Source organism: Mesorhizobium jarvisii (assembly GCF_003601985.1).
Taxonomy (GTDB): domain Bacteria; phylum Pseudomonadota; class Alphaproteobacteria; order Rhizobiales; family Rhizobiaceae; genus Mesorhizobium; species Mesorhizobium jarvisii.
This window is the reverse complement of the sequence record NZ_QZXA01000005.1, coordinates 200,533-226,151: the sequence shown is the minus strand read 5'-3', so window position 1 is coordinate 226,151 and position 25,619 is coordinate 200,533. Positions and strand designations below refer to the sequence as shown.

The 25,619-nt window shown below is 63.6% G+C and carries 26 protein-coding genes; 14 read left to right on the top strand and 12 right to left on the bottom strand.

Annotated elements, in window-relative coordinates; translation table 11 throughout:
• Positions 1–76 precede the first annotated feature (76 nt).
• Complete coding sequence (locus D3242_RS14665; RefSeq protein WP_010911043.1) at positions 77–472, top strand: acyl-CoA thioesterase; 396 nt, start codon at positions 77–79, stop codon at positions 470–472.
• Between the two features lie 500 nt (positions 473–972).
• Here the strand turns inward: D3242_RS14665 and D3242_RS14660 are convergent, their stop codons facing one another.
• The gene (locus D3242_RS14660; protein WP_027047286.1) at positions 973–1,341 is read right to left on the bottom strand and encodes a winged helix-turn-helix transcriptional regulator; all 369 of its coding nucleotides are present in this window, start codon (positions 1,339–1,341) and stop codon (positions 973–975) included.
• Positions 1,342–1,433: 92 nt separating this feature from the next.
• Between D3242_RS14660 and D3242_RS14655 the strand changes: the two genes are divergently transcribed.
• Together D3242_RS14655 and D3242_RS14650 are read left to right on the top strand one after the other, a co-directional pair.
• Positions 1,434–2,039, top strand: a complete 606-nt coding sequence (locus tag D3242_RS14655; RefSeq protein WP_064980562.1) for an NADPH-dependent FMN reductase — start codon at positions 1,434–1,436, stop codon at positions 2,037–2,039.
• A gap of 498 nt (positions 2,040–2,537) precedes the next feature.
• Positions 2,538–3,692, top strand: coding sequence for a sulfite oxidase (locus tag D3242_RS14650; RefSeq protein ID WP_019860577.1), 1,155 nt, complete (start codon positions 2,538–2,540; stop codon positions 3,690–3,692).
• A gap of 201 nt (positions 3,693–3,893) precedes the next feature.
• Here D3242_RS14650 and D3242_RS14640 read toward each other — a convergent pair whose 3' ends face one another.
• Both D3242_RS14640 and D3242_RS14635 read right to left on the bottom strand, forming a co-directional pair.
• Positions 3,894–4,703, bottom strand: coding sequence for an MBL fold metallo-hydrolase (locus tag D3242_RS14640; RefSeq protein WP_064980561.1), 810 nt, complete (start codon positions 4,701–4,703; stop codon positions 3,894–3,896).
• 70 nt (positions 4,704–4,773) lie between these two features.
• Positions 4,774–5,181, bottom strand: a complete 408-nt coding sequence (locus tag D3242_RS14635) for a winged helix-turn-helix transcriptional regulator (protein ID WP_019860574.1) — start codon at positions 5,179–5,181, stop codon at positions 4,774–4,776.
• A 97-nt stretch (positions 5,182–5,278) separates the two neighbouring features.
• On the opposite strand from D3242_RS14635, the gene D3242_RS14630 reads away from it, so the two are divergent.
• From D3242_RS14630 to D3242_RS14615, 4 genes are all read left to right on the top strand, one after another.
• Positions 5,279–6,259 (top strand): quinone oxidoreductase family protein, encoded by a 981-nt coding sequence (locus tag D3242_RS14630; RefSeq protein ID WP_064980556.1) that lies wholly within the window; start codon positions 5,279–5,281, stop codon positions 6,257–6,259.
• 244 nt (positions 6,260–6,503) lie between these two features.
• Positions 6,504–7,052 carry a winged helix-turn-helix transcriptional regulator gene (locus D3242_RS14625; RefSeq protein WP_064980554.1) on the top strand — a complete coding sequence of 183 codons (549 nt, stop codon included), beginning with the start codon at positions 6,504–6,506 and terminating at the stop codon, positions 7,050–7,052.
• Positions 7,049–8,152 carry an HlyD family secretion protein gene (locus tag D3242_RS14620; RefSeq protein ID WP_064980553.1) on the top strand — a complete coding sequence of 368 codons (1,104 nt, stop codon included), beginning with the start codon at positions 7,049–7,051 and terminating at the stop codon, positions 8,150–8,152. Before D3242_RS14625 ends, D3242_RS14620 begins: the two co-directional genes overlap by 4 nt.
• 7 nt (positions 8,153–8,159) lie before the next feature.
• Complete coding sequence (locus D3242_RS14615) at positions 8,160–9,716, top strand: DHA2 family efflux MFS transporter permease subunit (RefSeq protein WP_019860569.1); 1,557 nt, start codon at positions 8,160–8,162, stop codon at positions 9,714–9,716.
• A gap of 43 nt (positions 9,717–9,759) precedes the next feature.
• Here the strand turns inward: D3242_RS14615 and D3242_RS14610 are convergent, their stop codons facing one another.
• The 4 genes from D3242_RS14610 to D3242_RS14595 all read right to left on the bottom strand — a co-directional run bounded on the left by D3242_RS14610 (position 9,760) and on the right by D3242_RS14595 (position 12,250).
• The gene (locus tag D3242_RS14610) at positions 9,760–11,001 is read right to left on the bottom strand and encodes an RNA polymerase sigma factor (protein ID WP_064980552.1); all 1,242 of its coding nucleotides are present in this window, start codon (positions 10,999–11,001) and stop codon (positions 9,760–9,762) included.
• Entirely contained in the window at positions 10,998–11,402 is a 405-nt protein-coding gene (locus tag D3242_RS14605; protein ID WP_064980551.1) for a YciI family protein, read from the bottom strand. The genes D3242_RS14610 and D3242_RS14605 overlap by 4 nt, the downstream gene beginning before the upstream one ends.
• Before the next feature lie 150 nt (positions 11,403–11,552).
• Positions 11,553–11,918, bottom strand: a complete 366-nt coding sequence (locus D3242_RS14600; protein ID WP_019860565.1) for a DUF1048 domain-containing protein — start codon at positions 11,916–11,918, stop codon at positions 11,553–11,555.
• Between the two features lie 2 nt (positions 11,919–11,920).
• The gene (locus D3242_RS14595) at positions 11,921–12,250 is read right to left on the bottom strand and encodes a PadR family transcriptional regulator (RefSeq protein ID WP_019860564.1); all 330 of its coding nucleotides are present in this window, start codon (positions 12,248–12,250) and stop codon (positions 11,921–11,923) included.
• A gap of 234 nt (positions 12,251–12,484) precedes the next feature.
• Here D3242_RS14595 and D3242_RS14590 point away from each other — a divergent pair, with 234 nt between their 5' ends.
• The 4 genes from D3242_RS14590 to D3242_RS14575 all read left to right on the top strand — a co-directional run bounded on the left by D3242_RS14590 (position 12,485) and on the right by D3242_RS14575 (position 18,356).
• Positions 12,485–13,432, top strand: a complete 948-nt coding sequence (locus D3242_RS14590; RefSeq protein ID WP_064980549.1) for a DMT family transporter — start codon at positions 12,485–12,487, stop codon at positions 13,430–13,432.
• Positions 13,433–13,764: 332 nt separating this feature from the next.
• On the top strand, positions 13,765–15,252 hold the full coding sequence (gene eglC / locus D3242_RS14585) for an endo-1,3-1,4-beta-glycanase EglC (RefSeq protein WP_019860562.1): 1,488 nt from the start codon (positions 13,765–13,767) through the stop codon (positions 15,250–15,252).
• A 35-nt stretch (positions 15,253–15,287) separates the two neighbouring features.
• Positions 15,288–17,033, top strand: a complete 1,746-nt coding sequence (locus tag D3242_RS14580) for a type I secretion system permease/ATPase (protein ID WP_064980547.1) — start codon at positions 15,288–15,290, stop codon at positions 17,031–17,033.
• Positions 17,034–17,036: 3 nt separating this feature from the next.
• On the top strand, positions 17,037–18,356 hold the full coding sequence (locus D3242_RS14575; RefSeq protein WP_064981635.1) for an HlyD family type I secretion periplasmic adaptor subunit: 1,320 nt from the start codon (positions 17,037–17,039) through the stop codon (positions 18,354–18,356).
• A 71-nt stretch (positions 18,357–18,427) separates the two neighbouring features.
• Here the strand turns inward: D3242_RS14575 and D3242_RS14570 are convergent, their stop codons facing one another.
• On the bottom strand, positions 18,428–19,738 hold the full coding sequence (locus D3242_RS14570) for a hemolysin family protein (RefSeq protein ID WP_019860558.1): 1,311 nt from the start codon (positions 19,736–19,738) through the stop codon (positions 18,428–18,430).
• A gap of 158 nt (positions 19,739–19,896) precedes the next feature.
• A complete protein-coding gene (locus D3242_RS14565; protein WP_038648990.1) occupies positions 19,897–20,604 on the bottom strand; it encodes an LssY C-terminal domain-containing protein in 708 nt (235 codons plus the stop codon).
• A 110-nt stretch (positions 20,605–20,714) separates the two neighbouring features.
• On the opposite strand from D3242_RS14565, the gene D3242_RS14560 reads away from it, so the two are divergent.
• Complete coding sequence (locus D3242_RS14560) at positions 20,715–21,434, top strand: gamma-glutamylcyclotransferase (protein ID WP_064980545.1); 720 nt, start codon at positions 20,715–20,717, stop codon at positions 21,432–21,434.
• A gap of 7 nt (positions 21,435–21,441) precedes the next feature.
• On the opposite strand, the gene D3242_RS14555 is transcribed toward D3242_RS14560, so the two are convergent.
• The 3 genes from D3242_RS14555 to D3242_RS14545 all read right to left on the bottom strand — a co-directional run bounded on the left by D3242_RS14555 (position 21,442) and on the right by D3242_RS14545 (position 24,118).
• Complete coding sequence (locus D3242_RS14555) at positions 21,442–22,248, bottom strand: extensin-like domain-containing protein (RefSeq protein ID WP_064980543.1); 807 nt, start codon at positions 22,246–22,248, stop codon at positions 21,442–21,444.
• 195 nt (positions 22,249–22,443) lie between these two features.
• A complete protein-coding gene (locus D3242_RS34475) occupies positions 22,444–23,031 on the bottom strand; it encodes an extensin-like domain-containing protein (RefSeq protein ID WP_394811837.1) in 588 nt (195 codons plus the stop codon).
• Positions 23,032–23,692: 661 nt separating this feature from the next.
• The gene (locus D3242_RS14545; RefSeq protein WP_019860553.1) at positions 23,693–24,118 is read right to left on the bottom strand and encodes a DUF3775 domain-containing protein; all 426 of its coding nucleotides are present in this window, start codon (positions 24,116–24,118) and stop codon (positions 23,693–23,695) included.
• Between the two features lie 142 nt (positions 24,119–24,260).
• On the opposite strand from D3242_RS14545, the gene D3242_RS14540 reads away from it, so the two are divergent.
• Positions 24,261–24,797, top strand: a complete 537-nt coding sequence (locus tag D3242_RS14540; protein ID WP_064980539.1) for a tetratricopeptide repeat protein — start codon at positions 24,261–24,263, stop codon at positions 24,795–24,797.
• A gap of 269 nt (positions 24,798–25,066) precedes the next feature.
• Positions 25,067–25,540: a transcription elongation factor GreA gene (greA, locus tag D3242_RS14535; protein WP_008877613.1), complete on the top strand. Its 474-nt coding sequence runs from the start codon at positions 25,067–25,069 to the stop codon at positions 25,538–25,540.
• The last annotated feature ends 79 nt before the right edge of the window (positions 25,541–25,619 follow it).

The following is a 25,619-nucleotide window of genomic DNA, read 5'->3' as shown; positions in this document are numbered from 1 at the left end:
TTGACGCGTCCGCGCCATGACGCTACGGGATCGAGGGCAGTCGATCTCAAGCCTTCGACCTCGGGGGATTTCTCGCATGGTGCACTACGCGGACGGCCGGCCGATCGGAGACCTCACATTGCGCACCCTGGCCATGCCTTCGGACGCCAACGCCGCCGGCGACATCTTCGGCGGCTGGGTGATGGCGCAGATGGACCTTGCCTGCGGCATCCGCGCCGCCGAACGCGCCAGGGGCCGCGTGGTGACGGCGGCGGTCAAGGAGATGTCCTTCGCCAAGCCGATGAAGATCGGCGACACGCTGTGCATCTACACTCATGTCGAACGCGTCGGCCGCACCTCGATGACGCTCAAGGTCGAAGCCTGGGCGCAGCGCTATCTCTCCGATTTGATGGAAAAAGTCACCCACGCCGATTTCGTCATGGTGGCTTTGGACGGCGAGGGCAAGCCGAAGGCCGTTCCGGCCGAGGGTTGACGAGCCCATTCTCGCGTCCCGTTTTTCCAGCGCAGGGCAATTGTAACATCGCCCGTTCCAGCGATGCGCTCCGCGACATTCAATGGTTGCTTTCACGCCCGATCGTGCCGGCGTTGGGGGAGAGACAATGCGTCAACACATACTGAACAGCTGGCTCGTGGCAGCCCTTGTCGCTTTGGTCTGCCTGCTCGGCGTAACCGCCTATGCCGAAGTCAAAAACGACCTTCGGCCCATCGCATGCCCGCAAGGCGACAAGGGTGACCGGAAGCCGGCCGCGACATGTGTGCCCTGAGCACGGCGCCCTGCGATGGCCTGGCGCCGAGAAGCTGAAGGAGTTGCTTTTGGTCCGCGATTGTCGTCCTCAAAATAGCGTGTGTGCTGGTCTGCCACCGGCGCCCTAGAACAAAGTTGCGAGCCCGCGCCAAGAGGACCACGACTTCCCTGCCGTCCAGGCAATTCCGCTCAACGCAAAACTCTGGATTCCTTGCCGTGCAAGGGTTTCAGCCATGCATGACGTCGAATTTTTCGCGTGCCTCCCGCACACGCTGCGTGTTCCTGCGTGCCCATTCGCCAAGCGCGCTGACCGGGATCAACAGTTCGTGACCGAGCTCGGTCAGTTCGTAGTCGACGCGCGGCGGAATGGTCGGAAACACGGTGCGGGTGACGAAGCCGTCGCGTTCCAGGCCGCGCAAGGTGGTGGTCAGCATCTTCTGCGAGATGCCGCCGACAGCGGCACGCAGCTCGTTGAAACGCAGTGGTCCGTGGCCAAGCTTGCCGACCACGAGCACGGTCCATTTGTCGCCGACGCGCTGCAGGATTTCCGAAATCGCGCGACAGTCTTCGGTGTTGTGCGGGTGCCTCAGTAACAAAACGGTGCCTCCTTGCGTCGGCAGTTGACAGTATCTCATATAGCGCCGGTATCTAAATGATACCAGCTTATTACCGGAATGGAGAGCCCCCCATGTCAAAGCCGAAAATCGCCATCATCGTCGGTTCGACGCGCGCCGCGCGCTTCGCCGATGTGCCCACGCAATGGATCGCCAAGATCGCCAAGTCGCATGCCGACATCGATGTCGAGGTCGTCGACCTCAGAGACTTCCCGCTGCCCTTCTTCGACGAAGTCGCCTCTTCCGCATGGGTACCGTCGACCAACGAAGTGGCGCAGCGCTGGCAGAAGAAGGTCGCCGAGTATGACGGCTTCATCTTCACCGCCGCCGAATACAATCACGGCCCGACGGCCGTGCTGAAGAACGCCATCGACTACGCCGCCAACGAGTGGAACAAGAAGCCGGCCGGCTTCGCCGGCTATGGCAGCGTCGGCGGCGCCCGCGCCGTCGAGCAGCTCCGCCTCCATGCCGTCGAACTGCAGATGGCGCCGGTCAAGTCGGCCGTCCATATCGCCTGGGGCGACTTCCTCGCCGTGCGCCAGGGCGAGAAGAAGCTCGAAGACCTCGACCACCTGAACCAGGCCGCCACCGCGCTGGTCAACGACGTCGCCTGGTGGGCCAAGGCGCTGAAGAAGGCGCGCGATGCCGACGTGGTCGACGAGGAAATCAAGGCGGCCTGATCGCCGGTCGAATTATCCTCCCAAGGGATATGGGGCGGCGCTTGCGCCGCCCTTTTCAATTGTGAAACGCTTGTTGCCGGTTGCCGGTAGCCGCTAGCAATCCGATTGCCACACGCCCGACACCAGCCCGAACGCCTATGGGCAAGGCCAAGGGCGGGCGGTGAGAGGCCTTAGTGCCCCCTAGCTAGACCGGCACCGTCAGAGCGAACACATCGCGCCAGAAGCGGGTCCCTAGCCGCAACGAGCGTAAATCGGCCGCAAGGTCATCATATCCCGTCCAAGTTGTGGACACATCCTTTTTCAGGGCGCACTCTTCAAGCACGAAACCCAAACAAGAGTTTCGCCCAATGCCTCACATGCTTGAGACGCGTCGCTGATTGCATGACCCATCCGGATATTTCCGGGTGGAAGTCGTTTCTTTGTGCGCCTGTCCGAGATCAGGCTACGGCCCAAATAGCACGCTGCAGCCCGTTCCGGATCAACTGGGAGGGAAACAGCATGCCTCATCTTCAACGCAGAGAACTTATCCAGGGAAGCGTGGCCGTTGCCGCAATCGCGGCTCTCCATGCCTCGCGGGCTTACGCTTTTCCGACACGGCCCGGCGAGGAAGTCGTCAAATGGCTCGATCAACTGCCGCCGAATCCGGTTCCGCAGGTCATCAAGAACCAGCTCGTCTGGGAGGATCTCGATGCCTGGGTAACGCCCAACGACAAATTCTTTTCGATCGCGCACTTCAACCGGCCGGTCATCGAGGAAAGCACGTGGAAGCTGGAAATCGGCGGGCTGGTCAAAAAGCCGATGGCTCTGACGCTTGCCGACATCAAGTCCCGGCCGCGCGAGGAAGTCACCTTCACGATCGAATGTTCGGGCAATACCGGCCTGCCGTTTTTCAACGGCGGAATCGGCAATGCCCGCTGGGCGGGTACGCCGCTCGCCCCGATCCTGAAGGAGGCCGGGGTTCACGACAGCGGCATCGAGGTTGTCTTCTGGGGCGCCGACGAAGGTGAGATCAAACGCGCCGACGAGGTCACGTTCAAGCAGAATTTCGCGCGCAGCATGTCGCTCGCCGAAGCAATGGATCCAAAAAACATCCTTTGCTACGAGATGAACGGCGCTCCTTTGCCGCCCGACAACGGCTTCCCGCTGCGGCTGATAGCGCCGGGCTGGTACGGGATCGCGAACGCGAAATGGCTCAAGCGCATCGACGTGCGCGACCAGCGCTTCGAGAGCCGGTTCATGGGACGCGACTACGTCACGGTCCGCGAGGAAGACCATAATGGCGAGACCGTGTGGGCGGAAACCTCCGTCGGACGGGCAAGGCTCAAATCGGCACCGGCCAGGGTTACCCATATCGGCAACGACTACCGAATCGTCGGAGCCGCCTGGGGCGCGCCAGTCGACCGGGTCGAGGTGAAGATCGACGATGGGCCGTGGATGCCGGCGACCATCGACGACGCCGACAAGGCGGAGTTCGCCTGGAAGATGTGGTCTCTCGATTGGCCCAAACCTTCCGCCGGGGAGCACACTGTCACCTCACGCGCGATCGATACGAGCGGCAACATCCAGCCGGCGATGAGTGATCCGTGGATCGCCAAGAAACACACCTACTGGGAGAGCAACGGACAGGTGACGCGCCGCATTCAGATCGGTTGACGGTTGCGACGGGCAAGTCCGCCATCCATATCCTGGCGCACTTCCTGGCCGTCCATCAGGGCGAGAAGAAGCTCGAAGACCTTGAGCACCTAAGCCAGGCGGCCACGGCGTTGGTCAATGATTTCGCCCGGTGGGGCAAGGCGCTGAAGAAGGCGCGCAATGCCAAGGGATACGGGGCGGCGCTTGCGCCGCCCTTTCTAGTTATAGCGGCTCAAATCGAAAGCTGCCGCCCGACCGGACGACGCGGCCAATGCCGGGCGAGTCCAAATGCGCGCCGGCAACGAGGTAATGATCGCCCGCCGCAAGCGCCAGCAGCCGCAACCGGCTCTCGCGCGCCTGGTCCTGATCCGTATCGAATTCCCACGTCACCTCGGGCCGATCGAACTGCAGCGATGGGACGTGAACGGTATCGCCCCAGATCAAAATGCTCTCGCCGCCGCTCGAAGCGCGAAAGCAGCTGTGACCCACTTCATGGCCGTGAGCGCCGATAATGTCGACATGGGTCCCGAGACGGTCTCCGGCCTCGAACGGTTCAGCCATGTCGTGAAACCGCTCGAGCCGCGCATCGGTGCGGAAGAGGTCGAGTTCCTGCCTGGGAACGAGCAGGCGCACCAGGCGCGGAAAAGCGTCCCGGCCGTCGGCAAGCACAAGACCCTGGATGTGGTCGAGATGCGTATGGGTGAAGCAGACGGTGCGGACTTTTTCGACATCGATGCCGGCTTCGTCCAGCGCCTGGGGAAGCCGGCCCATGGTCGGGTGCCAGGCATTCGCAGCGCCGGTATCGATCAGTGTTATCTCATGTCCATCGTCAATCGCGAAGGCGTTGACGGAAAGCCTGAGTTGGCCGCCAACCAACGCGACTTGTTCGGGCAACTCGTCGCCAAACGGCTTGTCGCCGCGTTGCCGAAGCCGCCCGACCGGCATGTCGACGTAGCCATCGCGCAAGGCGGTGATGCGCAGGTCACCAAGAGTGTAGGTCCGATAAAGTTCGCCCGAAGCTATGCGGTGCATTTGCCGATCCGTTTCTGCAGACAATCTGTGACGGGCAGCCGGCGTCGGCAACCCGGCAAGTCAATTCGATCTAGGCCATAAGCGCGTGCTGCGCCTGCCGCGGCCGGATGATGCAGTCGGCGAGACGATGCTTCTCGTCCAGCGCATCCGCGTGGTGCTGGCCCCATTGGCAGAGCGCCAGCAGGATCGGCTCGAGACTGAGGCCAAGGCTGGTCGCCGAATATTCGACGCGGGCGGGCACTTCGGCGAAGATCTCGCGGCTGACGAGGCCATGCTCCTCCATTTCGCGCAGCTGCTGGATCAGCACTTTCTGGGTGATGCCAGGCATCATCGCCTTCAGCGCCGACAGCCGCCTTGGACCATCGAAGAGATGGTAGAGGATGACCGCCTTCCAACGCCCGGCGATCACCTTCAGCGCGCGCTCCGCCGGCAGCATCGGCAGTCGCTTGATCGGCATCTTGCTGGCTGGGCCGGCCATGGTCACCTCCTGGTCAGCAGGGGAGAAATGAGTGTGTAGTCGCGGCTGCGCAGATAGTGGCAAACCATGGCCGATGCCAGTGCGATCGGAGTTTGCCATGAAAGCCGTTCAATTCAGCCGCTTCGGCGGCCCCGAGGTGCTCGAGATCGTCGAGCTGCCGGCGCCGGTGCCGCAGGCCGGCGAGGTGCTGGTCCGCGTTCACGCCGCCGGCATCAACTTCTTCGAGGTGCTGATGCGCGCGGACCGCTACGCGGTGACGCCGCAACTGCCGATGTTTCCCGGCGTGGAAGTGGCTGGTATCGTCGAGGCCGTCGGCGAAGGCGTGGATGCTGCGCTTCTGGGGAGACGTGTCGCGGCGCCGCTGTTTGCCTCGCAGCGCCCTTATGGCGGCTATGCCGAGCAGGTGACGATATCAGCCGATCTGACCGTGCCGCTGCCGCATGACGTCTCTTTCGAGGAAGCGACAGCGCTGATGGCGCAGGGGCTGACGGCACTGCATTTGCTGCGCCAGAGCCCGCCTGAGGGCAGGACGGTGCTGGTGCCTGCCGCTGCCGGTGGCGTCGGATCGCTGCTTGTCCAGCTTGCGAAGGCAAAGGGCGCGGCCAAGGTGATCGCGGCCGCCGGCGGCGCGGGCAAGATCGAGCTTGCTCTGTCGCTCGGCGCCGATGCCGCCGTCGATTACATCGGATCGGACTGGCCCGCGCGCGTCCGCGCGCTGACAGGCGGGGAGGGTGCAGACATCATCTACGACACGGTTGGCGGCGCGCTGACGGCTTTGTCACTGCAGGCTTTGGCGCCCGGCGGCGAACTGGTGTTCGCTGCACTCGGCCGCTATGGGCTCGAACCTTCCGATCTGGAAGCCATGATCGGCCGTAACCAATCGCTGAGGGGCTTCGCGCTGCTGCCGCTGCTGTCGCCGCAGGTGTTGCGGGCGAGCCTGTCGGAACTGTTCCAGCTGGCGGCGAGCGGCCGGTTGCGGGTCGCGATCGGTGGCCGGTTCCCGCTCGGCCATGCCGGCGAGGCGCACCGGCTGCTGGATGAGCGACGCTCGACCGGCAAGGTCGTGCTGGTGCCCTGACGGTATTATTCCCTGGAGAGGCCATCGAGCAGCCAAGCGGGAGAGGACTTTATCAACTCACCCCGACGGCACGTCGCGCTGCGTTCTCCAGCGCCGCAGCCATGATTTGGCGGCGGCGCCACTACTCCTTGGGCCTATCTCATTTCCCCGATCTGCACTCGTTCCTCCGATCACGCCCGAGTGACTTGCATAATGCAACTAACTTGGCTATGTGTCACTTTCATTTTGAAAGAGACTTCCGGCCATGGTTGCAAAGACAAGCTTCGAAACCCGCCCGTGCCCCATAGCGCGTAGTCTCGACGATGTGGGCGAATGGTGGAGCATCCTGTTGCTCAGGGACGCGTTCCAGGGGCTGACGCGCTTCGACCAGTTTCAGAAGAGCCTGGAGATCGCTCCCAACATTCTCACGCGCCGGCTGAACAGCCTGGTCGAGCGCGGCCTGTTCGAAAAGCGCGCCTACTGCGAGCGGCCACTGCGCCATGAATATGTGCTGACCGCCAAGGCGCGCGATTTCCGCCCGGTTCTGCTTTCCCTGCTCGTCTGGGGCAATAAGCATCTGGCGCCCGAAGGCCCGAGCCTTGTGGTGGTGGACAAGGCTGACGGGCGCTGGGCCGAGCCTGTGCTGGTCGACCGCCAGACCGGCAGGGAAGTCGACGGCGAGGGCTTCACCATGGCGACAGCCCCCCGGGCCACCGACCGCATGCGGCAGCGTTATCGCTTCAGCACGGAGGGTTCGGGCCTGCCGCTCATCGACAATGTCGATCAAAGCCGTGAAGAGGCGCGGGGCAAATGAACAAGGTTCTCTCCGCCGCCGAGTTGCAGCCGGCGCAGCCATCCGCCGTCCAGATCCCCGCGCCCGCCAAAAGCCGCCGCAAGCCGTTCGTCATGCTGGGCGCCGCGATCGCCATCGGCGTCGCCGGCTGGTATGGCTTTCAGTGGTGGCAGGCCAGCCGGTTCCTGATGTCGACCGACGATGCCTATGTGGGCGGCAATGTCACGCCGCTGGCGCCACGCGTTGCCGGGCATATCGATCAGATCCTCGTCGAGGACAACCAGCATGTCGACGCCGGCCAGCTCATCATCCGCATCGATGACCGGCCGTTCAAGGCGGCGGTGGAGCGTGCGGGGGCTTCCGTCCAGCAGCAGCAATCGGCGCTCGACAATCTTCGCGCCCAGGTTTCGCTGCAGAATTCGCTGATCGAACAGGCGCAGGCCGATCTGGAGGCCAAGAGTGCCGCCGCGACGTTCACCGCACAGGACGCCAAGCGCTATGAGGTGCTGGCCAGCACCAGGGCCGGCTCGCAGCAGGACGCCCAGAGAAGCCTTGCCGCCGATGGTCAGGCCAAGGCTTCCGTTTTCGCCTCGCGTGCCGGGCTTGCCGCCGCCAGGCAACAGCTCGACGTGCTCAACACGCAGATATCGGAAGCGACCGCCGCGGTTCTGGCTGCCAAGGCCGATCTCGATACGGCTGAGCTCGATCTCGGCTTCACGCAGATCCGCGCTCCCATCGACGGCCTCGTTGGCAACCGGCTGGCGCAGGTCGGCACCTATGTCTCGCCGGGCAGCTATCTGCTGACGATCGTCCCGGAGAGCGGACTGTGGGTCGACGCCAATTTCAAGGAAGACCAGTTGCGGCGCATGGCGGATGGACAGGCGGCGACGGTCTATACCGACATCGCGCCCGACCAGCCGCTCAAGGGCCATGTCAGCAGCCTGGGGCCGGCGACGGGCGCGATCTTCAGCGTGATCCCGGCGCAGAACGCGACCGGCAATTTCACCAAGATCGTCCAGCGTGTTCCCGTCCGCATCACCATCGACCCGGACCAGGCGCACAAGGTCGCGCTGCGGCCGGGCCTCTCCACCGTCGTGACGGTCGATACCGGCGCGCACTGAGGGCATCATGTCGGAGCGCCCGCAATCCTTCTTCGCCAGCATCCTGCCGTTCATGGTGATGTGCGTGGGGATGTTCATCGCGCTGCTCGACATCCAGATCGTCGCGTCGTCGCTGCAGGACATTGGCGGCGGCCTGTCGGCGGCGCAGGACCAGATCGGCTGGGTGCAGACCTCCTATCTGGTGGCGGAGATCATCGTCATCCCGCTGTCGGGCTGGTTGACACGGGTGTTCTCGACACGCTGGCTGTTCACCATCTCGGCGGCCGGCTTCACGCTGGCAAGCATGCTGTGCGGCTTCGCCTGGAGCATCGAAAGCATGATCGTGTTCCGCGCGCTGCAGGGGCTGCTCGGCGCGTCGATGATCCCAACCGTGTTCACCTCGTCGTTTCACTATTTCCAGGGGCCGAGGCGGGTCTATGCGGCCGCGGTGGTCGGCAGCATCGCCTCGATCGCGCCGACGCTCGGGCCCGTCATCGGCGGCTGGATCACCGATACGCTCAACTGGCACTGGCTGTTCTATGTCAACGTCATTCCGGGCACCATCATCACCATCCTGGTTGCGGCTCTGGTCAAGATCGACAAGGCCGATCCGTCGCTGCTGAAGGGCGCGGACTATATCGGCATCGTGCTGATGGCGGTCAGCCTGGGCACGGCGGAATACGTCCTGGAGGAGGGCTCGCGCTGGAACTGGTTCGACGACGCGACCATCCGCAATGGCGCTATCGTCGCCGGCATCACCATGGTTCTGTTCGTCATCCGCAGCCTGACCTATTCGCAGCCGGTGGTCGATTTCCGCGCCTTCGGCAACCGCAATTTCGCCATCGGCTGTTTCCTGTCTTTCGTCACCGGCATCGGCATCTTCGCCACGATCTATCTGACACCGCTGTTCCTTGGCTATGTCAGGGGCTACGACGCCTTGCAGACCGGGCTCGCCGTGTTCTCCACCGGCGTCGCCTCGATGATCGGCGTTCCCGTCTACATCTTTCTCGCCAAGCGCTTCGATACGCGCTGGCTGATGATGTTCGGTCTGGCCTCCTTCGGCGCGTCGATGTGGAGTTTCAGTGCCATCACCAGCCAGTGGGGCGCGGCCGAACTGCTGATCCCGCAACTGTTCCGTGGCTTCCCGCAGGTCTTCGCGGTGGCGCCGAGCGTCAATCTCGGCCTCGGCAGCCTGCCGCCCGAGCGGCTGAAATACGCCAGCGGCCTGTTCAACACGATGCGCAATCTCGGCGGCGCGGTCGGCATCGCCATTTGCGGCGCGATCCTGAACGACCGCACCAACTTCCATTTCCTGACGATCGCCTCGCATCTGACGCCGCAGAACGAGGCCGCGATGCGGCTCGTCGACAACGTCGCGCTGCGCTATGGCCAACTACCCGGCGCTGTCGCCGATGGCCATACCGCCTCGCTGAAGCAGCTGTGGGCGCTCGCCTATCGCGAGGCATCGACCATGGCCTATGCCGATGCATTCCTGGTGATCATGGCCGCCTTCGTCATCGCGACCGCGCTGGTGCCGTTCCTGCGTAACGTCACGCCGAAGGCACCGCCGCCGGACGCCCATTGAGGTGGACCACCGCACCGGCTTGCGGTGGATGCAGGCCTATGAGCTAGTCGCCCGCGCGGGCGAGCAGCAGCGCGCGCTCCCTGTCATTGCCGGTCAATTCTGCAGCCTGGCGGAACGCGGCACGGGCTTCCGCCTGATGTCCGAGTTTCTCCAGAAGATCGCCGCGCACCGTGGGCAGAAGATGCGAGTCCTTCAGGCGCGGCTCGTCCTTCAGCGCCTCGACGATGGCGAGGCCCTGCGCAGGCCCGAACGCCATGCCGACGGCCACCGCCCGGTTGATTTCGACGATGGGCGAGGGGGTCGCCAAGGCAAGGGCCTGATAATAGGCTGATATTGCAATCCAGTCGGTGTCGGCTGGTGTCGCGGCGCGGGCATGGCAGGCGGCGATCATCGCCTGCAAGAGATAAGGGCCTGGTGTCGATGTCAGGGTCATGGCGCGGTTCAGGCCGTCGAGGCCGCGCCGGATAAGCGACCAGTTCCAGCGCGTGCGGTCCTGGTCGAGCAGCAGGATCGGCTCACCCGCCCGGCCGGTGCGGGCAGGGAAACGCGAGGCGTTGAGTTCCATCAGCGACACCACCCCCTGCACCTCGGGCTCATCAGGCATCAGCGCCGCCAGGGAACGACCAAGGCGCAGCGCCTCGCCACAGAGATCGGCACGCAGCCAGTCCGGTCCAGCGGTCGCCACATAGCCTTCGTTGAAGATGAGATAGACCACCTCCAGGACCGCGGCGAGGCGTTCGCGCCGCTCTTGCCCGCGCGGCGTCTCGAACGCGATGGCGGCATCGCGAAGTGCCCGCTTGGCGCGCACGATGCGCTGGGCGGCGGTGGCTTCGGGCACCAGGAAGGCGCGGGCGATCTCAAGCGTCGACAGCCCGCCCAACAGGCGCAGGGCGAGGGCTGCGCGCTGCTCGGCCGGCAGTACGGGATGGCAAGCGGTGAAGATCAGCCGCAAAAGGTCATCGTCGATATCCTCGTCGAGCGCCGCCTCGATGTCGGGCATCTCGCGCTCCAGCTCGGCGAGGTCGATGGCGAGTTCGCGGTGCTTGCCGTCGATCATGGTGGTGCGGCGCAGCCGGTCGAGCGCCCGGTTCCTGGCGACCTCAGTCAGCCAGGCCGCCGGGTTGCGCGGGATGCCGTCCCGGGGCCAGCGCTCCAGCGCCAGCAGGAAGGCATCGCCGGCGACCTCCTCGGCCAGCCCGATATCCCTGAGATAGCGGGCAAGCCTGGCGGTGAGCTTCGGCTGCTCGATGCGCCAAACCGCTTCGATGGCACTATTGGCCGTCAACCCTTCAGCTCGCTGAAGCCTTCCACCACCTTCTGGACGTCCTCGGGGAAATCGCTCATCTCAAAGACGCGTCGAACCTCGATCACCTCATTTTCCCCTGCGGGGCAGCGGCGGGCCCATTCGATGGCTTCCTCACGTGAGCGCACGTCGATGACCCAATAGCCCCCCAGCACTTCCTTGACCTCAGCGAACGGCCCGTCGGTGACGACGGGCTTGCCGCCCTTGAAGCTGACCCGCGCGCCCGATGACGGCGGATGCAGCCCATCGAGCGCCAGCAACACGCCGGCCTTCTTGAGCTCCTCATTGTATCTCATCATCCCCTCCACCCCCTTGGCGTCGGGCCTGACGTCCGGCGCCGCCTCTGCGTAGCCGCCGGGGATCATCAGCATCATGAACCGCATGGTCTCTCTCCTTGGTTGGGTTGGTTCGATGATACGACGAACGAAGGGCGGCGGAATCGACAGGGGTGCGAAGAAAAGTTCGAATCCCTGATCGTCGGCCGAAGACGCTCCGGGGCTTCGGCTCCCCGGCCTCTCGTTGGCGGATGTCCGTCACGGCGCATTGTCGGCGATGCGGTCAATGGCGTCGATCAGCCGTTTCCGCTCCTTGTTTATCCACTGGCCCTCCGCGTAGTTCTGGAGAAACGTTTCGACAAACTCGACGGGGTTGTCGCCGACGATCGCGCGGATCGGGGTTCCGTGCGCCGCGCTCTGCTCGAAGAGGTCGGCGAGATCCTCCAGCATCGACACCATGGTGTCCCCGTCCGTGATCGCCCCGAAATACATGAGGTACCGGTCCAGCGCCTCGATCGCCGCGCGATAGTTCGCCGGAAGCTTTTCCGTGCGCGCCTTGTACTGCCGGTAGCGCTTCTTCTGCTCGATCGACCCTGTGATCTTCTCGATCCATCCTGTGACCATGTCTATTTCCTTTCCGTGTTGAGCTGTTCGAGCCGTTCCGCGAGGAAGGTCCACGTCCTCCAGAACTCTTCGAGGTAGTCCCGTCCCCGGGCGTTGATCGAGTACACCTTGCGGGGCGGGCCCTTCTCGGACGGGATCTTCTCCACGTCGACGAGGCCCTTTTGCTCGATCCTGACGAGCAGGGCGTAGACGGTGCCTTCGGCGATGTCCGAGAAGCCCTGATTTCGCAACAGCGCCGTGATCTCGTAGCCATAGGCGCGCCGCGCGGACAGGATCGCGAGAATGATCCCCTCCAGCGTGCCCTTGAGCATCTCCGTCATCTGCTTGCCCATGGAATACCTCTTCATGCTACTCAGTGTTGATGAGTACTGGTACTTAGCATCGCTTATTAGTGATCGTCAAGCCCTGCAACGACAATGACAAAGCAGGATGTCGGCATGTTCACTTGCGGCTCGACCGGTCGGAGCCGGCGGCAGGACCGGACAAGTTGAAAGGGCTGCCTTGGGTGACCGGTTGGACCGCCATATGGGCGGGGCTGCCATCTGGCCCCGTCCTTTTGCCCTGATATGTCAGCTGCATCCGTCATCGAGAAAGCCCGCGTGAAATCATCCAGCCTGGCCGGCGCCGTTTCCCCCACGATCCCGGTGCTCGTCTGCGCCTTCGGCATCTTCCTTCTGTCCGGCATGGATGCGGCGATGAAGGTGCTGGTCATCGCGGTCGGCGTTTACAACACGGTGCTGTGGCGCAGCATGCTGGCGACATTGGTCGCCGGCACTGGCTGGCTGGCGGGACCGCGCTCGCTTCCCGCCGCCTCGGTGCTGAGGCTGCATGCGCTGCGCGCGGTGGTTGTCGGTATTGTCCTGCTGTCATTCTTCTGGGGGCTTGTAAGGCTGCCGCTGGCGGAGGCGGTCGGGCTCAGTTTCGTGGCGCCGCTGTTCGCGCTCCTGCTGGCCGCGCTGCTTCTGGGCGAAAGGATACAGCGCAAGGCGATCTGGGCGTCGCTCGCCGGCATTGCGGGCGTCGCAATCATCGTGGCGGGCCAGTTCGGGCAGAAGACCTATGCCGGCGATGCGCTGCTCGGCACCGCTGCGGTGCTGGTCTCGACGGTGTTCTATGCCTACAATCTGATCCTCGCGCGGCGACAGGCGATGCTGGCCAAGCCAATCGAGATCATGCTGTTCCAGAACCTTTGTGTCGCGGTCATGCTTGGTCTTGCCGCGCCCTGGCTCGCTATTGCGCTGCCCAGCAATCTTTGGCTTCCGCTTGCCGGGGTGACGGCTCTGTCGCTCGCCGGCCAATTCCTGATGAGCTGGGCCTATGCGCGGGCCGAAGCGCAATATCTGATCCCGACCGAATATTCGGCCTTCATCTGGGCGATAGCGCTCGGTTGGTTCTTCTTCGACGAGGCGGTGACCTGGACCACGCTGGCGGGAGCCGGCCTCATCGTGGCCAGCTGCCTGATCGCCGCGCGCTCCAATCCCAGACTTGCCGAGCCGATCGAAGTCGCGGTTTGAGGGGAAGTGCCATCCCGGCGTGTCGTCGCATTGTTGCCAAAGCGGAAATCGCACGACCCTGTCAAAAGCAGGGAGCGCTTTTGCAAGTAGATCCGCGCCTATTGTAAAATTTTATTAAATATTTCGCCGGTCGAATTACGGCCTGTAGACCATTCGTCGGGTTGTTGTGCTTCCAGTCCCGGAAAACGTCACTCAACGGTCGATGTCATGGTGAACTATGTGGCAAGTTCCTGGAACGGTATCGTGCATGGCAATTTTGGTCCGGATGCGGTCGCCTGGAACTCGTATCGAGCGATCCGAGCAGGCCAGGCATCACGAGGAGGATTTATCCGATGAGCTTCTTCGTCAATGCCCTAGGCGTTCCTCTTCCCTATAGCGGCGCTTCCAACCATTGGTACTCTGCGGCAGGGTCCGGGCCGGACCTGTATGGCAGCTCCGGAAACGACTCATTCTACGGAGCATCCGGTGTCAACGTCACCATGCACGGAGGCACAGGCGATGACATCTATTACCTCTATGCGGCGGGCAACAAGGTGGCGGAAGCCGCTGGGGCAGGCATCGACACGATCAGCACATGGATGAGCTATAAGCTCCCCGACAACGTCGAGAATCTCGTCGTCACAAACGCCAACAACTATGCTTTCGGAAATGGGTTGGACAACATCATCACCGCCAAGGCCGGGCACCAGACTCTGGACGGCGGCGCGGGAAACGATGTGCTGATCGATGGCGGCGGCGGTTACGACACTTTCATCGTCTCGAAAGGCAACGGAAGCGACCTGATAGCGAATTTTGCCGCCACCGATACGGTCCGCCTTAATGGCTATGGGTTCACATCGTTCGACGCCATCCACTCAAGCATGATCCAGGCGGGATCGAACGTGCTGTTGAACCTCGGGTCCGGCGAGATCCTCGCGTTCAAGGACACGACCATCGACAAGCTGCAGCCCAGCCAGTTCGAATTGCCGATCGACAAATCCGGGATGCAGCTCTCCTTCAGCGACGATTTCAACACGCTGAACCTTCACAATAGCCAGGGCGGCACGTGGGATTCCAACTTCTGGTGGGGAGCGCCGAATGGCAGCACCTTGAGCAGCAACAACGAGCTGCAATGGTATATCGACGCCAACTACGCACCGACGAGTTCCGTCCATCCGTTCAGCGTGAACAACGGCGTGCTCACCATCACCGCCGCCCAGGCGCCGGCGGACATCAAGCCGCTGATCAACAATTACGAATACACCTCCGGCATCCTGACGACCCACGATTCCTTCTCGCAGACCTATGGCTATTTCGAAATACGGGCCGACCTGCCAGAGCATGCCGGCGCTTGGCCGGCCTTCTGGCTGCTTCCGGAAGACGGTTCGTGGCCGCCGGAACTCGATGTCGTGGAGACGATCGGCCAGGCCCCGAACTCATTGATCATGACGGCGCACTCGAATGAAACGGGGACGCACACCAAGGTCACGTCGATAGTTAGTGTCTCGAACCCCGACGGCTTCCACACCTATGGCCTGCTCTGGACGCCGGACAAGCTCGTCTGGACCTATGACGGCGTGCAGGTCGCGGAAACGGCGACGCCGTCCGACATGAACAAGCCCATGTACATGCTGGTCGATCTTGCGGTCGGCGGCTTGGCCGGCACCCCTCCGGATCATCTGGCCACGCCGGCCGAGATGAAGATCGACTATGTCCGCGCCTATACGCTGGACAATGCGCCGGCAAACGCCCTGAACATCACCAGCACCGCCCAGCACAGCACTGCAACGCACAGCAACAGCTTGGCGCACGGCGGCTCCGAGTTCGGGGGCCACGCGTAAGGTCTCGGGAACATGCAGTGTCGGGGAATGTGGAAATGACGGGACCGGCTGGCCTGCGTCCGGTCTTCATGCGCGCCATCGCCGATGTCGGCGTCTTCTCGCTGTTGATCAACGTCCTGCTGTTGGTGATTCCGCTCTACCTGCTGCAGGTCTATGACCGCGTGCTACCGTCCTCCAGCGTCGAGACGCTTGTCTATCTTTCGGCCATTGCGGTTCTCACGCTCGCTTTCCTCGGGCTTCTGGACGCGATCCGCGCCGTTTACACGCAACGCGTTGCGGCGACCCTCGACCAGAAACTGGGCGCCAGCACATTCGCCGTTTCGCTTGGCGCGAAATATGCCGGCGGCCTGTCGCCGCTGCGCGACCTCGCCTCGGTCTGCGCCTTCATCAGGTCGCGCGGCGTGGCGGTGTTGTTCGACCTGCCTTTCGCCCCTGTCTTCCTCGCCTTGCTCTATCTCATCCATCCGGTGCTGTTCTGGGTGACGGTCGCCGGCGCGGCGCTTCTGCTATTGCTGGTCGTGGCCAACCAGCTTGCCATCGGCAGGAACGACGCTTTGTCCGCGGAGCGTTCGGCCTTGGCCAGCCAGGCGGAACAGGCATTTGCCCGCAATGCGGAGACGCTGCGCGCCATGGGCATGGTGGAGAACGCCGCGCGGGTCTGGGGACGGCACGTGGCGGCAGCGCTCACCTTGCATGACCGTTCCTCGAGTGCCAATGCGATCTTCAGCGGCGCCTCGCGGGCGCTGCGCATGATGCTGCAACTGGCGATCCTGGGCGCCGGCGCATGGCTGGTGCTCAAGGGGCAGATGACGGCAGGCATGATCTTCGCCTCCTCGCTGGTGTCGTCGCGCGCGCTGCAGCCGCTCGACCAGTTGATCGGCGCCTGGCGGCAGATCGCCGACGCCCGGCGGGCGTGGAAACGGCTTGAGACGGCGTTTGCGGCGCGTCCGGCTGAAGCGCGCAAACTGCTCCTGCCCGATCCGGCAGGCGCGATTTCCGTGCAGGACGTCTTCTTCATGGCGCCGAATGCGCAGCCCGGCACCGAACCCATCCTCAAGCGGCTGAACTTCCAAATCGGCGCCGGCGAAGCGTTGGCCATCGTCGGCCCGAGCGGCGCCGGCAAATCGACGCTGGCGCGGTTGCTTGTCGGTGCTGCCCGGCCGACCGGCGGTGCCGTCAGGATCGACGGCGCCGACCTCAGGACCTGGGACGAAAACCAGCTCGGAAAGCATGTCGGCTACCTCGCGCAGGTAGTCGAGCTCTTTCCAGGATCGATCGCGCAAAACGTCGCCCGCTTCGACCCCGATGCGGATGACGCCGCGATCATCGAGGCAGCAAGGCGGGCTGAGGCGCATGAACTGATCCTGGCGCAGCGGGACGGCTACCAGACATTGATAGGCCCGTCGGACAGAACGCTGTCGGGCGGTGAACGCCAGAGGATCGGGCTGGCGCGCGCCTTCTACGGCAATCCCAGAATTCTCGTCCTGGACGAGCCCAGCACTCATCTCGACGGCACCGGCGAGGCGGCGCTCGAGGCGGTACTCGCCGCCGCGAAGGCGGCCGGCGTCACGATGGTCGTGATCACGCATCGCCCTTCGATTGCCGCGTCCTGCGACCGCGTGATGCTTCTGCGCGGCGGCGCGATCGAAGCCTTCGGCCCAAGCAGCGAGGTGCTGCGGCATTCGGTCGTTGGCAAGGGCCTTCCCGCGCAGCCGAATACAGTGGTGACAGGGTCGTTCGCCACGACGATCCGCACGCATAACATCCGTTTTGGGTCGTAGATGATGGTGGTGCAGAGCCTCGCCTGGGAGGGCAGCCCGCGTACCAACATAAGACGCGTGGCATTCGCCGGATACGCGGCAACGGCGCTGTTGGTGGGTTGCTTTGGCTATTGGGCCGTCAGCGCACCCTTATCCGGAGCGGTGATGACGCAAGGCACGATCTCGGCGACCGGCGGCAACATACTGATCCAGCATCCCGACGGCGGCATCATCGAGGCGTTGCTGGTCCATGACGGCGATCGCGTGCAACAGGCCCAGGATCTGATCGTGCTGGATCCGACAGCCGCGCAGGCCGAGCTCAACCGGCTGACGAGACAGTCGATCGCGCTCAGGGCGGCTGCGGCGCGGCTGGAGGCGGAACGCGACGGGTTGGACAGGCTCGCGCCGATCACCAAACCGGCGCCGGCATCGCTCCAGGCCGATTTCGAAGCCCTGATCCGAGAACAGCAAAAGGAATTCGACGCCAGACTCGCCCGCTTCCGATCGGAACAATCGATCCTCGCCCAACGACTGGCCATGCATCGGCAGTCCGTGGTGGGATTGCAGTCCCAGAAAGAGGCCGTTCGGCAACAAGCCGAAATCGTTAAGAAGGAACTCGGCATCAAGACAAGCCTGCTGGACAAGGGCCTCACCAATCGTACCGAATACTCGCAGCTTTTGCGCAGCGAGGCCGATCTCGTCGGGCAGGCCGGGGCGCTGGAAGCCAATCTGGCGGCGGTCAACACCCAGATCGTCGAAGCCCAGGAGCAGATCGAGCGCCTGACCACGCAACGCGTGGAGGAGGCGCTGACGAAGCTGGACGAGGTTCGTTCCAACCTGGCCGACATCGAGGAACAGATCAGGGCGGCCGAGGCGGTGCTGCGGCGGACGACGATCAAGGCACCGGCCGCGGGCATCGTGGTGTCCTCGACCTACAATGCCAAGGGCAGCGTGATTGCCCGCGGTGAAAAGATCATGGAGATCCTGCCTACGGCACCGGGTCTGATTGTCGATGCAAGGCTGCGGCCGAAAGACGTCGATCAGGTCCGTGTCGGCCAGCCGGCGAAACTGCGATTGTCCGCCTTGAACATGCGGCTCACCCCCGAGGTTTCAGCCACCGTGGCGCAAATTTCCGCGGACCGGCTCGTCGACGAGGCGACGCACGAGCCCTATTTCCGCGTCAAACTCAGGATTGCCGCCGACCTGCCGCCCGGCGTGAAGCCCGAGCAGCTTTATCCCGGAACACCGGTCGAGGCGTTCATTAGCACTGGCGACCGGACTTTCTTCGAGTATCTGGCGCGGCCGATGCTCGATTCCTTCGCTCGCGCGTTCACGGAGCGGTAGTTGTAGCCGGCCGCGCAATCCGCCGGCCAACCGTCAATGACCGCCATGGTGCAAAGCCGACATTCAGACAATCACCGCACCGCCTCGCGGTGGGTGCCGGGCAGGCGGGTGGCGATCAGCTTGTCGATGCGGCGGCCGTCGAGGTCGACCACCTCGAAGCGCCAGCCTTGCGCGTCGACGCATTCGCCTGTCGCCGGCAGGTGGTGCATATGCGACAGCACATAGCCGGCAACGGTCTCGTAGTCGCGGTTTTCGGGCAGGTCGAAGCCCAGAATCTCGGCCATCTCGTCGGCCTGCATATAGCCGGCGAGCAGCCATGAGCCGTCCTCGCGCTTGACGGCGTTTTCCTCGTCACCGGCATCGAGGTCGGCGCGGAACACGCCGGTGATGGCTTCGAGAATATCGGCCGGCGTGACGATGCCTTCGAAATGGCCGTATTCGTCATGCACCAGCGCCATCGGCACGTCGGATTCCTTGAGTTTGTGCAGCACGTCGAGCGCGTCGGCCTGGTCGTAGACGATGGGCGCGGCGCGCACATGCTTGCGCGGGTCGAGCGTGCGGCCGGCAAGGATCGCGGCCAGCACGTCGCGCGTCTGGACGACGCCGACCATCACATCTACGCCGCCGTCACCCGCCGGCAGGCGCGAATGCTGGGTTTCCATGAGGAGCTTGCGGATCGTCGTGTCGTCGGACTGCAGGTTGATCCAGTCGACCTCGGTGCGCGGCGTCATCACCGCGCGCACGGCGCGGTCGCCAAGCCGCATGACCCCGGCGATCATGCGCCGCTCGTCGGATTCGATGGTGCCGTGATGCTCGGCCTCGGCGACCAGCATCTTGATTTCCTCGTCGGTGACCTTCTCCTCGCTTTCGCCGCGCTGGCCGAGCAGCCACAATATGGCGCGGCCGGAAATGTCGAGCAGGAACACCAGGGGCGCCGAGACGGTGGCGAGGATGGTCATGGCTGGGGCAGCGCGGGCGGCGACGCGCTCGGGATCGCGTAGCGCGATCTGCTTGGGCACCAGTTCGCCGACGATCAGCGAGAAATAGGTGATGATGGCAACGACGATGCCGACGCCGAGCGGATCGGCGACACTTTCGCGCATGCCGGTCGTGGCCAGGAACACGGACAGCCGGTCGCCCAGCGTGGCGCCGGAAAAGGCGCCGGAAAGCACGCCGACCAGCGTGATGCCGATCTGCACCGAGGAAAGGAACTTGCCGGGATTGGAGCCAAGATCCAGCGCCCGGCCGGCGCCGTTGACACCACGGTCGATCATCGCCTTGAGCCGTGCCGGGCGCGATGAAACGATGGCGAGTTCGGACATTGCCAGAAGGCCGTTCACACAAATGAGGACGACCACGATAGCGATTTCGACGTATAGCATGAGGGCTCAATAGCATTGCGACGGGTCGCTCGAAAATAGTCCGGCAGCATTTTTAGAAAATGACAGTTCGGGCTGATGAAGCGGTACGGTTACGCGGCGTCGCACGGACCATGCATTGTTAGACCGCTTCCGACCACGGCCCTCTCTTAAGGTACATTTCACTGCGGCTGCTTCAGCACGCCGATGATTGCCTTGCCGTCGGTGAAATAGGGGTCGCCGCCGCCGTTGCGGCCGGTCCTGGTGGCGCCGATCCCGGCCATGTCGCTGGTCGATGCCAGCTGGCCGGCAGCCTTGAGGTCGCCGATCAGGAAGTCGCGTTCGGCGTCGATATCGGGACCGATATGATGGGTGATGGCGCCAGTGTCGTGGCTGAGGCCGACGCCGCGATCGAAGCTGGCGGCACCCAGCCAGAGCGGGCGGCCATCGTCGCCGACCGTATCGGTCTGCCAGAAACGGACGTGATGGCGCCGGTCGGCGCTGTCGCCCACCGGCTTTTCGAAAGCGAGATCCTGGGCGCGTCCCTCGAACAGCAGGCGGCTCATCGGCGCATCGGGATAGGGGCGGGAAAACAACACACTTTCGCCGATGTCGATCGCCGTTCTCAAGGTGACGGCGTCAGCAGTGTCCCAACCGGCAATGGCGAAGGCATGGACCACCTCCCTCTCGGTGCCGACAAGGCCGACATTGATCGGGTCGCCAGGAATGCCTTGCGGCGTGTGCGTCACCATTTCGAAGCGCTGGTCGCGAAAGCCGCGCTCCCGGAACGTCCAGAATTCCGGCGCCGCGACATAGGCAAGCGCCAGATAAGCGGCCAGCAAGGACGCCAGCCAGATTGTCGCGCGTCGCCGAAGGCTTCGTTGGCTCATGAAGAAGGCTCGATCCGTACGGTATCTGTTGCCTGACAGCCCTTGGAAATCAATGGCCAGGAATGCGCAGCCGGTCTATTGTCAGCCATCGTTTTTGCGCGGGGGCAGGAATGAAGGGGAAACCGACAAGCCGCGGACCGATGGCGTTGACCGCCGACCTTGTCGCGAGGGTCGAGCGCATCGAACCGGATCCCGGCCCCGAGCCTGGAACAGCCGAGCATACCGACGTGGAGTTCGACGGCCTTGTCGAGCAACTCCTGTCGCAATACCGGCCTGAGGCGCTGTGGGTGTTTGCCTACGGCTCGCTGATCTGGAATCCTGAATTCGTTCCTGTCGAGCAGCGCCCGGCCACGGCGCCAGGGTGGCACCGTTCATTCTGTCTGAAACTGACCCGCTGGCGTGGGACCCGCGAATTGCCTGCCTTGATGCTGGCTCTCGACCGCGGTGGCAGTTGCAACGGCATTGTTTACCGGCTGCCGGTGGAAGATCATTTCGGGCAACTCGGCCAGTTGATGCGCCGCGAGATCGATGCCAACCCGCCAACCAACGTGCCGCGCTGGATCAAGGTCCGGACGAGGGACGGTCCGCTGCGCGCCCTGGCCTTCGTCGCCGCGCCAGATGGCAGAGCCTATGCGGGACGGCTGCCGCCGGAGCAGGTTGCGGATACGCTGGCGCGGGCCGCCGGACATTGGGGCTCGTCGGCGCAATATCTGTTCAGGACCGTCGCCAAGCTGGAGGAAAGCGGTATCCACGACCGGAATCTCTGGCGCGTCCAGGATCTGGTGGCACGGCACATCATCGCTACCACCGCTGGCGCCGGGCCTGACTGATCATCTGCTAGCGACAGGCGCGGTAACCGTTCCTGCGGTTCTTGATGTCGAAGTGGAAATGGTTGCGGTGGTCGTAATTGTAGCCGGGGCCGAGCACGGTGGTGAAATACTGGCAGCCGTCGGCGCGCACATTGTTGAGGAAACCGCGCGTGCGGAAGGCGAACAGGCCGGGCTTGCGCACGTCGATGTCGTCGCCATTGTTGAGCTCGATGCTCATCACGTCGAGCGCGTTGCCCTTGCCGTGCTCGGACAAAACACCTTCGCCGGCGATGTTGCGGCAGGAATAGCTCGAGCCCTGGTGGATGGTCTTGACGCCGGAGAAGTAGCGCCAGCGGGCGGAGGGAACGAGTTCGTTCTTCGTCCAGGCGGCGAAGGTGGCGGCCATGTCGCAGGTCAGCGTCGCGGCGGGCTTCATCTCGACACTGCCGATGGCCGTGACTTTTACGGGATAGTCGATGCCGCACTGGCCTTCACGGATCGGCGCGAGGTCGGTATAGGCGACATCGAGGCGCTTCAACTGCTGGCGGCAGTCGACTTCGCTGGCCGGTATCTGCTCGACCGGCGACATCGGCTCATCCATGCGCGGATACGCGGCCTGCGTCATGTAGGGATTGGACGGAACAAGCCGCTGCATGCCGGTATATTGCGGCACGGCCGCGGTTTGCGCGCCGACATCGACCGCCGGCTGCAGCGACAGCACGCTGCCGGTGTTGCAGGCCGAAACCGCCGCGAGGGTAAGGCCGGCGGCCAGCAGCGCCGCGGGTTTCGATCGGCGCGCGGTGGCGAAAAACACGGCGCGAAATTTGCCGGCCATTGGCGGAATCCTGTCCCCGAACCTGATCCCGATCAGGTTCTACCTTTTGCCTGGCCATGATCTTTTCCGAAAACCGGTTTCCACTTTTCGGGATCATGGTCGGATATCCGGCATTTTAACGATCAAGGGTAAAGGAAAACTCAGTGCCCGCGTTCATGCCTGCGGCGGAATTGCGGCCGAGATTCCTTGAGGGGCCTACTGGCAGAATGTGCCGCCATGCCTGCGCGGCTCGAGATCGAGGTGGAAGTGCAAGGCGTGGTCGGCGTCGGCACCTGGTCCGAGCACGGTCTTGAATGGACCGCAGGCGGCCTTGCGCACCGCGTTGAGGAATTTGGCGTCCTTTTCAGGCGGCGTTGGGCCGACCTCGACCTTCCTGCCGTCGGACAAGGTGAAGCTGGCGATGTCGAGCGCATTGCCGAAGGCGTGCTCGGACAGTTTCCTGGTGCCGTGGCGCGGACGGCAGACGAAGGCCGATGCCTGGCCGATCGATTTGAGGTCGGCGCCGAATTCGGTTTTCGCCGCCGGCTGGATGACGTCGGCGGCAAACCGCGCCGCCGCTTCGGCCATCGGGCAGTTGAGCTCGGTGCCGGGGGCGATGGCGATCGACTTGCCAAGGCTCTTCAGCACCAGGGGGTAGGGGATGGAGCAGCCGATTTCGGGATTGCTTTCCGCACTGTGCTCCTCGAATTCGACGCCGAGCGCCTTCAGCCGATCGCGGCAGGCGACTTCCTCGGCGGGCATCTTTTCTCCGGGCCGGTCGGCCGAGCGCGGATCGGGAAGCATTTTCTCATCGCCGGCATCCGCCGGTTTTGGCGGCGGCTGCGGGGCTACGGCAGGAGGCCCAACCTCTGGTTCCGTAGTTTCGGGCCTTTGTGTCGGGATCGGCACCTCGGCTGGCGGCTCCGGCTCGCTTTCCGTTGACGGCTCTCGGGACGAAGGTTCGGGGGCTGACGGCTCGGTATGTGCCTGCTTTGCCTGACGAGACTTTTCCTCATTGAGCTGGTTGGAGGCGTCCGGGGCCCTTGGAACTTCCGTCTTTTGCCCTTGCGCCGGTGCGGCGTCGGCCTTTGGCGCGTCCGTGGGACGCGGCTCGGGCACTGGCACCTGGGCGGGCGAGGCCTGCTGCTCCTGCGTTTCCTGCGGCGTCTGCTTTGGCGCGATCTGCTGCTTTCCGCGTGATCTGCCGCGGTGCTTGCTTTTCGGCCTCAATGGCTGGTCCAGACGCTGCGTCAACGATTGATCCATCCGAGGGGACAGCGGCTGGTAATGCCTGTGACGATGTCTGGCGTCGGCCGGCGCTGCCAGCAGAACCGCGGCCGCCAGAGGCAGCGCCAAGGTGCAAAGTCGGGAAAAGCTCAGCGTTGCCATCGCTCCGAAACGGTGCCGGCATGCTGAAGTTGCCTGGACGGACGCTTTCCGTCGATCACAATCGGTTACCGCGGCGTTACGCGCCGATCGCTTCGAGGCCTTCCTCCAGCCAGTCGGCGAGCAGCGGCATGCCAAGCAGGTACTTGGCCGTGCGCTTGTTGGCACGTTCGCGCGCCGCCGTCACGGCATCCACCCATTCCGAGGCGTCGTAGTCGCCGCGGCCGACCCAGGCGAGCGCGACCAGTTCGGCGGCTTCATCGACATTGAGGTCGTTGATCAGCTCGCGCAGTTCCTCTTCGGTCAGGTTTTCCGAGCTTTCCTCGGCAAGGCCGTCATGGTGATGATTGTCGTGCGTATCGCCGTCGAACTCGATCTCGTGTTCGGCGCCGTCGGCATAGTCCTCGTTGACGGCGGCACTCAGCGCCTTGGCCTTGAGGATGAACAGGCGCACGGTGTCGGGGCCGATCGAGAGTTCCCAGTCTTTTTCAAGCCGCCGCTGCACGGGCCGTCTCCGTCAGTCGTTTGCCCGGATGATAGCGGATTTCAGGCATCCGTCACCTGATGTTCTCCACGTGAATTTTTCCGGGATGAAACGCGGGACGCTTAGCGTTAGTGTTGCATTCTCACCCCTCAAGGAGGCTTCGATGCACAAAAGAATGCTGATCCAGGCCGCGACTGCCCTTGTCGCGCTGCAGTTCTTCGCTGTCCCGGTATTCGCGGCGGGCAGTAGCGGTGGCAGCGACCAGACTGTCACCCAGTGCAAGAAGGGAGAGGTCTGGGACAAGAAGAAGAAAAAGTGCGTCGCACCCCAGGAAGGCATGCTGGATGACGACAGCATCTATGATGCCGGCCATGCGCTGGCGATGGCCGGACGCTATGACGAGGCGATCTCGGTGCTCACCCTTGCCGCCAACAAGCAGGATCCGCGCATTCTCAACTATCTCGGCTATTCGCACCGCCATTCCGGACGTGTCACCGTCGGCCTCGGCTACTACGAGGAAGCGTTGCGCATCGACCCGAACTACACGCTGGTGCGCGAATATCTCGGCGAGGCGCATCTGCAGATCGGCGACCTGGCCGGCGCCCAGCAGCAACTGATGGAAATCGAGAAGCGCACGGGCAAGGGTTCGCGCGAATACGACATGCTGTCCGAACAGATCGAGCATTTCATGCGGAGCTGATCAGCCTCAAAAGAGTTACCGAAGCGGCCGCGAGCGATCGCGGCCGTTTTGTCGCCTCCCGCCTCGTCAGCCGCTTCCTCAGGTGAAGGCGGGGATGATTTTTGCAAAACCGATTTTTGGGCGTGAAAAACCCGCGAAGATTGCTATATTAGGGCAAATTGCGGTGAAACGGTTCCGTTAGCCCGAGGCTGCCGGACCGTTTTCTTTTTGTACCCAACGACAAGGCCTCCCCCGAAACGCGGGGGCGGCGGCAGGAAAGGTCAGGCATCATGAACAAGGTCCCGATGACAGGCGAGGGGTTCGCGTCATTGAAGGAAGAACTGCGTTGGCGCCAGCAGGAAGAGCGGCCGCGCATCATCGAGGCGATCTCCGAGGCGCGCTCGCATGGCGACCTGTCCGAAAATGCCGAATACCACGCCGCCAAGGAGGCGCAGAGCCTCAATGAGGGCCGTGTCAACGAACTTGAGGACCTGATCGCGCGCGCCGAGGTGATCGACGTCACCAAGCTCAGCGGCGACAAGGTCAAGTTCGGCGCCACCGTCGTGCTGGTCGACGAGGACACCGAGGAAAAGAAGACCTACCAGATCGTCGGCGACCAGGAAGCCGACGTGAAGTCCGGCCGCATCTCGATCTCCTCGCCGATCGCGCGCGCATTGATCGGCAAGGAAGTCGGCGACGCCATTGAGGTCAATGCGCCCGGCGGTGCCAGGGGGTATGAGATCGTCCAGGTGCAGTTTATTTAGGACCTTTTGATAATTCTACTCTGGCGGCCGACTAGCGCGGTTTTCTGAGCTTCCGGTGCTCACGTACTTTAAAGTACGC

What these genes read in the sequence shown, in the direction of transcription:
- D3242_RS14635 (WP_019860574.1), bottom strand. Translation starts at nt 5,181, where the DNA reads ATGGCCGGCCCAGCCAGCAAGATGCCGATCAAGCGACTGCCGATGCTG.
- D3242_RS14615 (WP_019860569.1), top strand. Translation starts at nt 8,160, where the DNA reads ATGTCGGAGCGCCCGCAATCCTTCTTCGCCAGCATCCTGCCGTTCATG.
- D3242_RS14655 (WP_064980562.1), top strand. Translation starts at nt 1,434, where the DNA reads ATGTCAAAGCCGAAAATCGCCATCATCGTCGGTTCGACGCGCGCCGCG.
- eglC (WP_019860562.1), top strand. Translation starts at nt 13,765, where the DNA reads ATGAGCTTCTTCGTCAATGCCCTAGGCGTTCCTCTTCCCTATAGCGGC.
- D3242_RS14575 (WP_064981635.1), top strand. Translation starts at nt 17,037, where the DNA reads ATGGTGGTGCAGAGCCTCGCCTGGGAGGGCAGCCCGCGTACCAACATA.
- D3242_RS14640 (WP_064980561.1), bottom strand. Translation starts at nt 4,703, where the DNA reads ATGCACCGCATAGCTTCGGGCGAACTTTATCGGACCTACACTCTTGGT.
- D3242_RS14620 (WP_064980553.1), top strand. Translation starts at nt 7,049, where the DNA reads ATGAACAAGGTTCTCTCCGCCGCCGAGTTGCAGCCGGCGCAGCCATCC.
- D3242_RS14650 (WP_019860577.1), top strand. Translation starts at nt 2,538, where the DNA reads ATGCCTCATCTTCAACGCAGAGAACTTATCCAGGGAAGCGTGGCCGTT.
- greA (WP_008877613.1), top strand. Translation starts at nt 25,067, where the DNA reads ATGAACAAGGTCCCGATGACAGGCGAGGGGTTCGCGTCATTGAAGGAA.
- D3242_RS34475 (WP_394811837.1), bottom strand. Translation starts at nt 23,031, where the DNA reads ATGCTTCCCGATCCGCGCTCGGCCGACCGGCCCGGAGAAAAGATGCCC.
- D3242_RS14565 (WP_038648990.1), bottom strand. Translation starts at nt 20,604, where the DNA reads ATGAGCCAACGAAGCCTTCGGCGACGCGCGACAATCTGGCTGGCGTCC.
- D3242_RS14605 (WP_064980551.1), bottom strand. Translation starts at nt 11,402, where the DNA reads ATGCGGTTCATGATGCTGATGATCCCCGGCGGCTACGCAGAGGCGGCG.
- D3242_RS14540 (WP_064980539.1), top strand. Translation starts at nt 24,261, where the DNA reads ATGCACAAAAGAATGCTGATCCAGGCCGCGACTGCCCTTGTCGCGCTG.
- D3242_RS14570 (WP_019860558.1), bottom strand. Translation starts at nt 19,738, where the DNA reads ATGCTATACGTCGAAATCGCTATCGTGGTCGTCCTCATTTGTGTGAAC.
- D3242_RS14600 (WP_019860565.1), bottom strand. Translation starts at nt 11,918, where the DNA reads ATGGTCACAGGATGGATCGAGAAGATCACAGGGTCGATCGAGCAGAAG.
- D3242_RS14630 (WP_064980556.1), top strand. Translation starts at nt 5,279, where the DNA reads ATGAAAGCCGTTCAATTCAGCCGCTTCGGCGGCCCCGAGGTGCTCGAG.
- D3242_RS14580 (WP_064980547.1), top strand. Translation starts at nt 15,288, where the DNA reads ATGACGGGACCGGCTGGCCTGCGTCCGGTCTTCATGCGCGCCATCGCC.
- D3242_RS14555 (WP_064980543.1), bottom strand. Translation starts at nt 22,248, where the DNA reads ATGGCCGGCAAATTTCGCGCCGTGTTTTTCGCCACCGCGCGCCGATCG.
- D3242_RS14665 (WP_010911043.1), top strand. Translation starts at nt 77, where the DNA reads ATGGTGCACTACGCGGACGGCCGGCCGATCGGAGACCTCACATTGCGC.
- D3242_RS14595 (WP_019860564.1), bottom strand. Translation starts at nt 12,250, where the DNA reads ATGGGCAAGCAGATGACGGAGATGCTCAAGGGCACGCTGGAGGGGATC.
- D3242_RS14590 (WP_064980549.1), top strand. Translation starts at nt 12,485, where the DNA reads ATGTCAGCTGCATCCGTCATCGAGAAAGCCCGCGTGAAATCATCCAGC.
- D3242_RS14625 (WP_064980554.1), top strand. Translation starts at nt 6,504, where the DNA reads ATGGTTGCAAAGACAAGCTTCGAAACCCGCCCGTGCCCCATAGCGCGT.
- D3242_RS14560 (WP_064980545.1), top strand. Translation starts at nt 20,715, where the DNA reads ATGAAGGGGAAACCGACAAGCCGCGGACCGATGGCGTTGACCGCCGAC.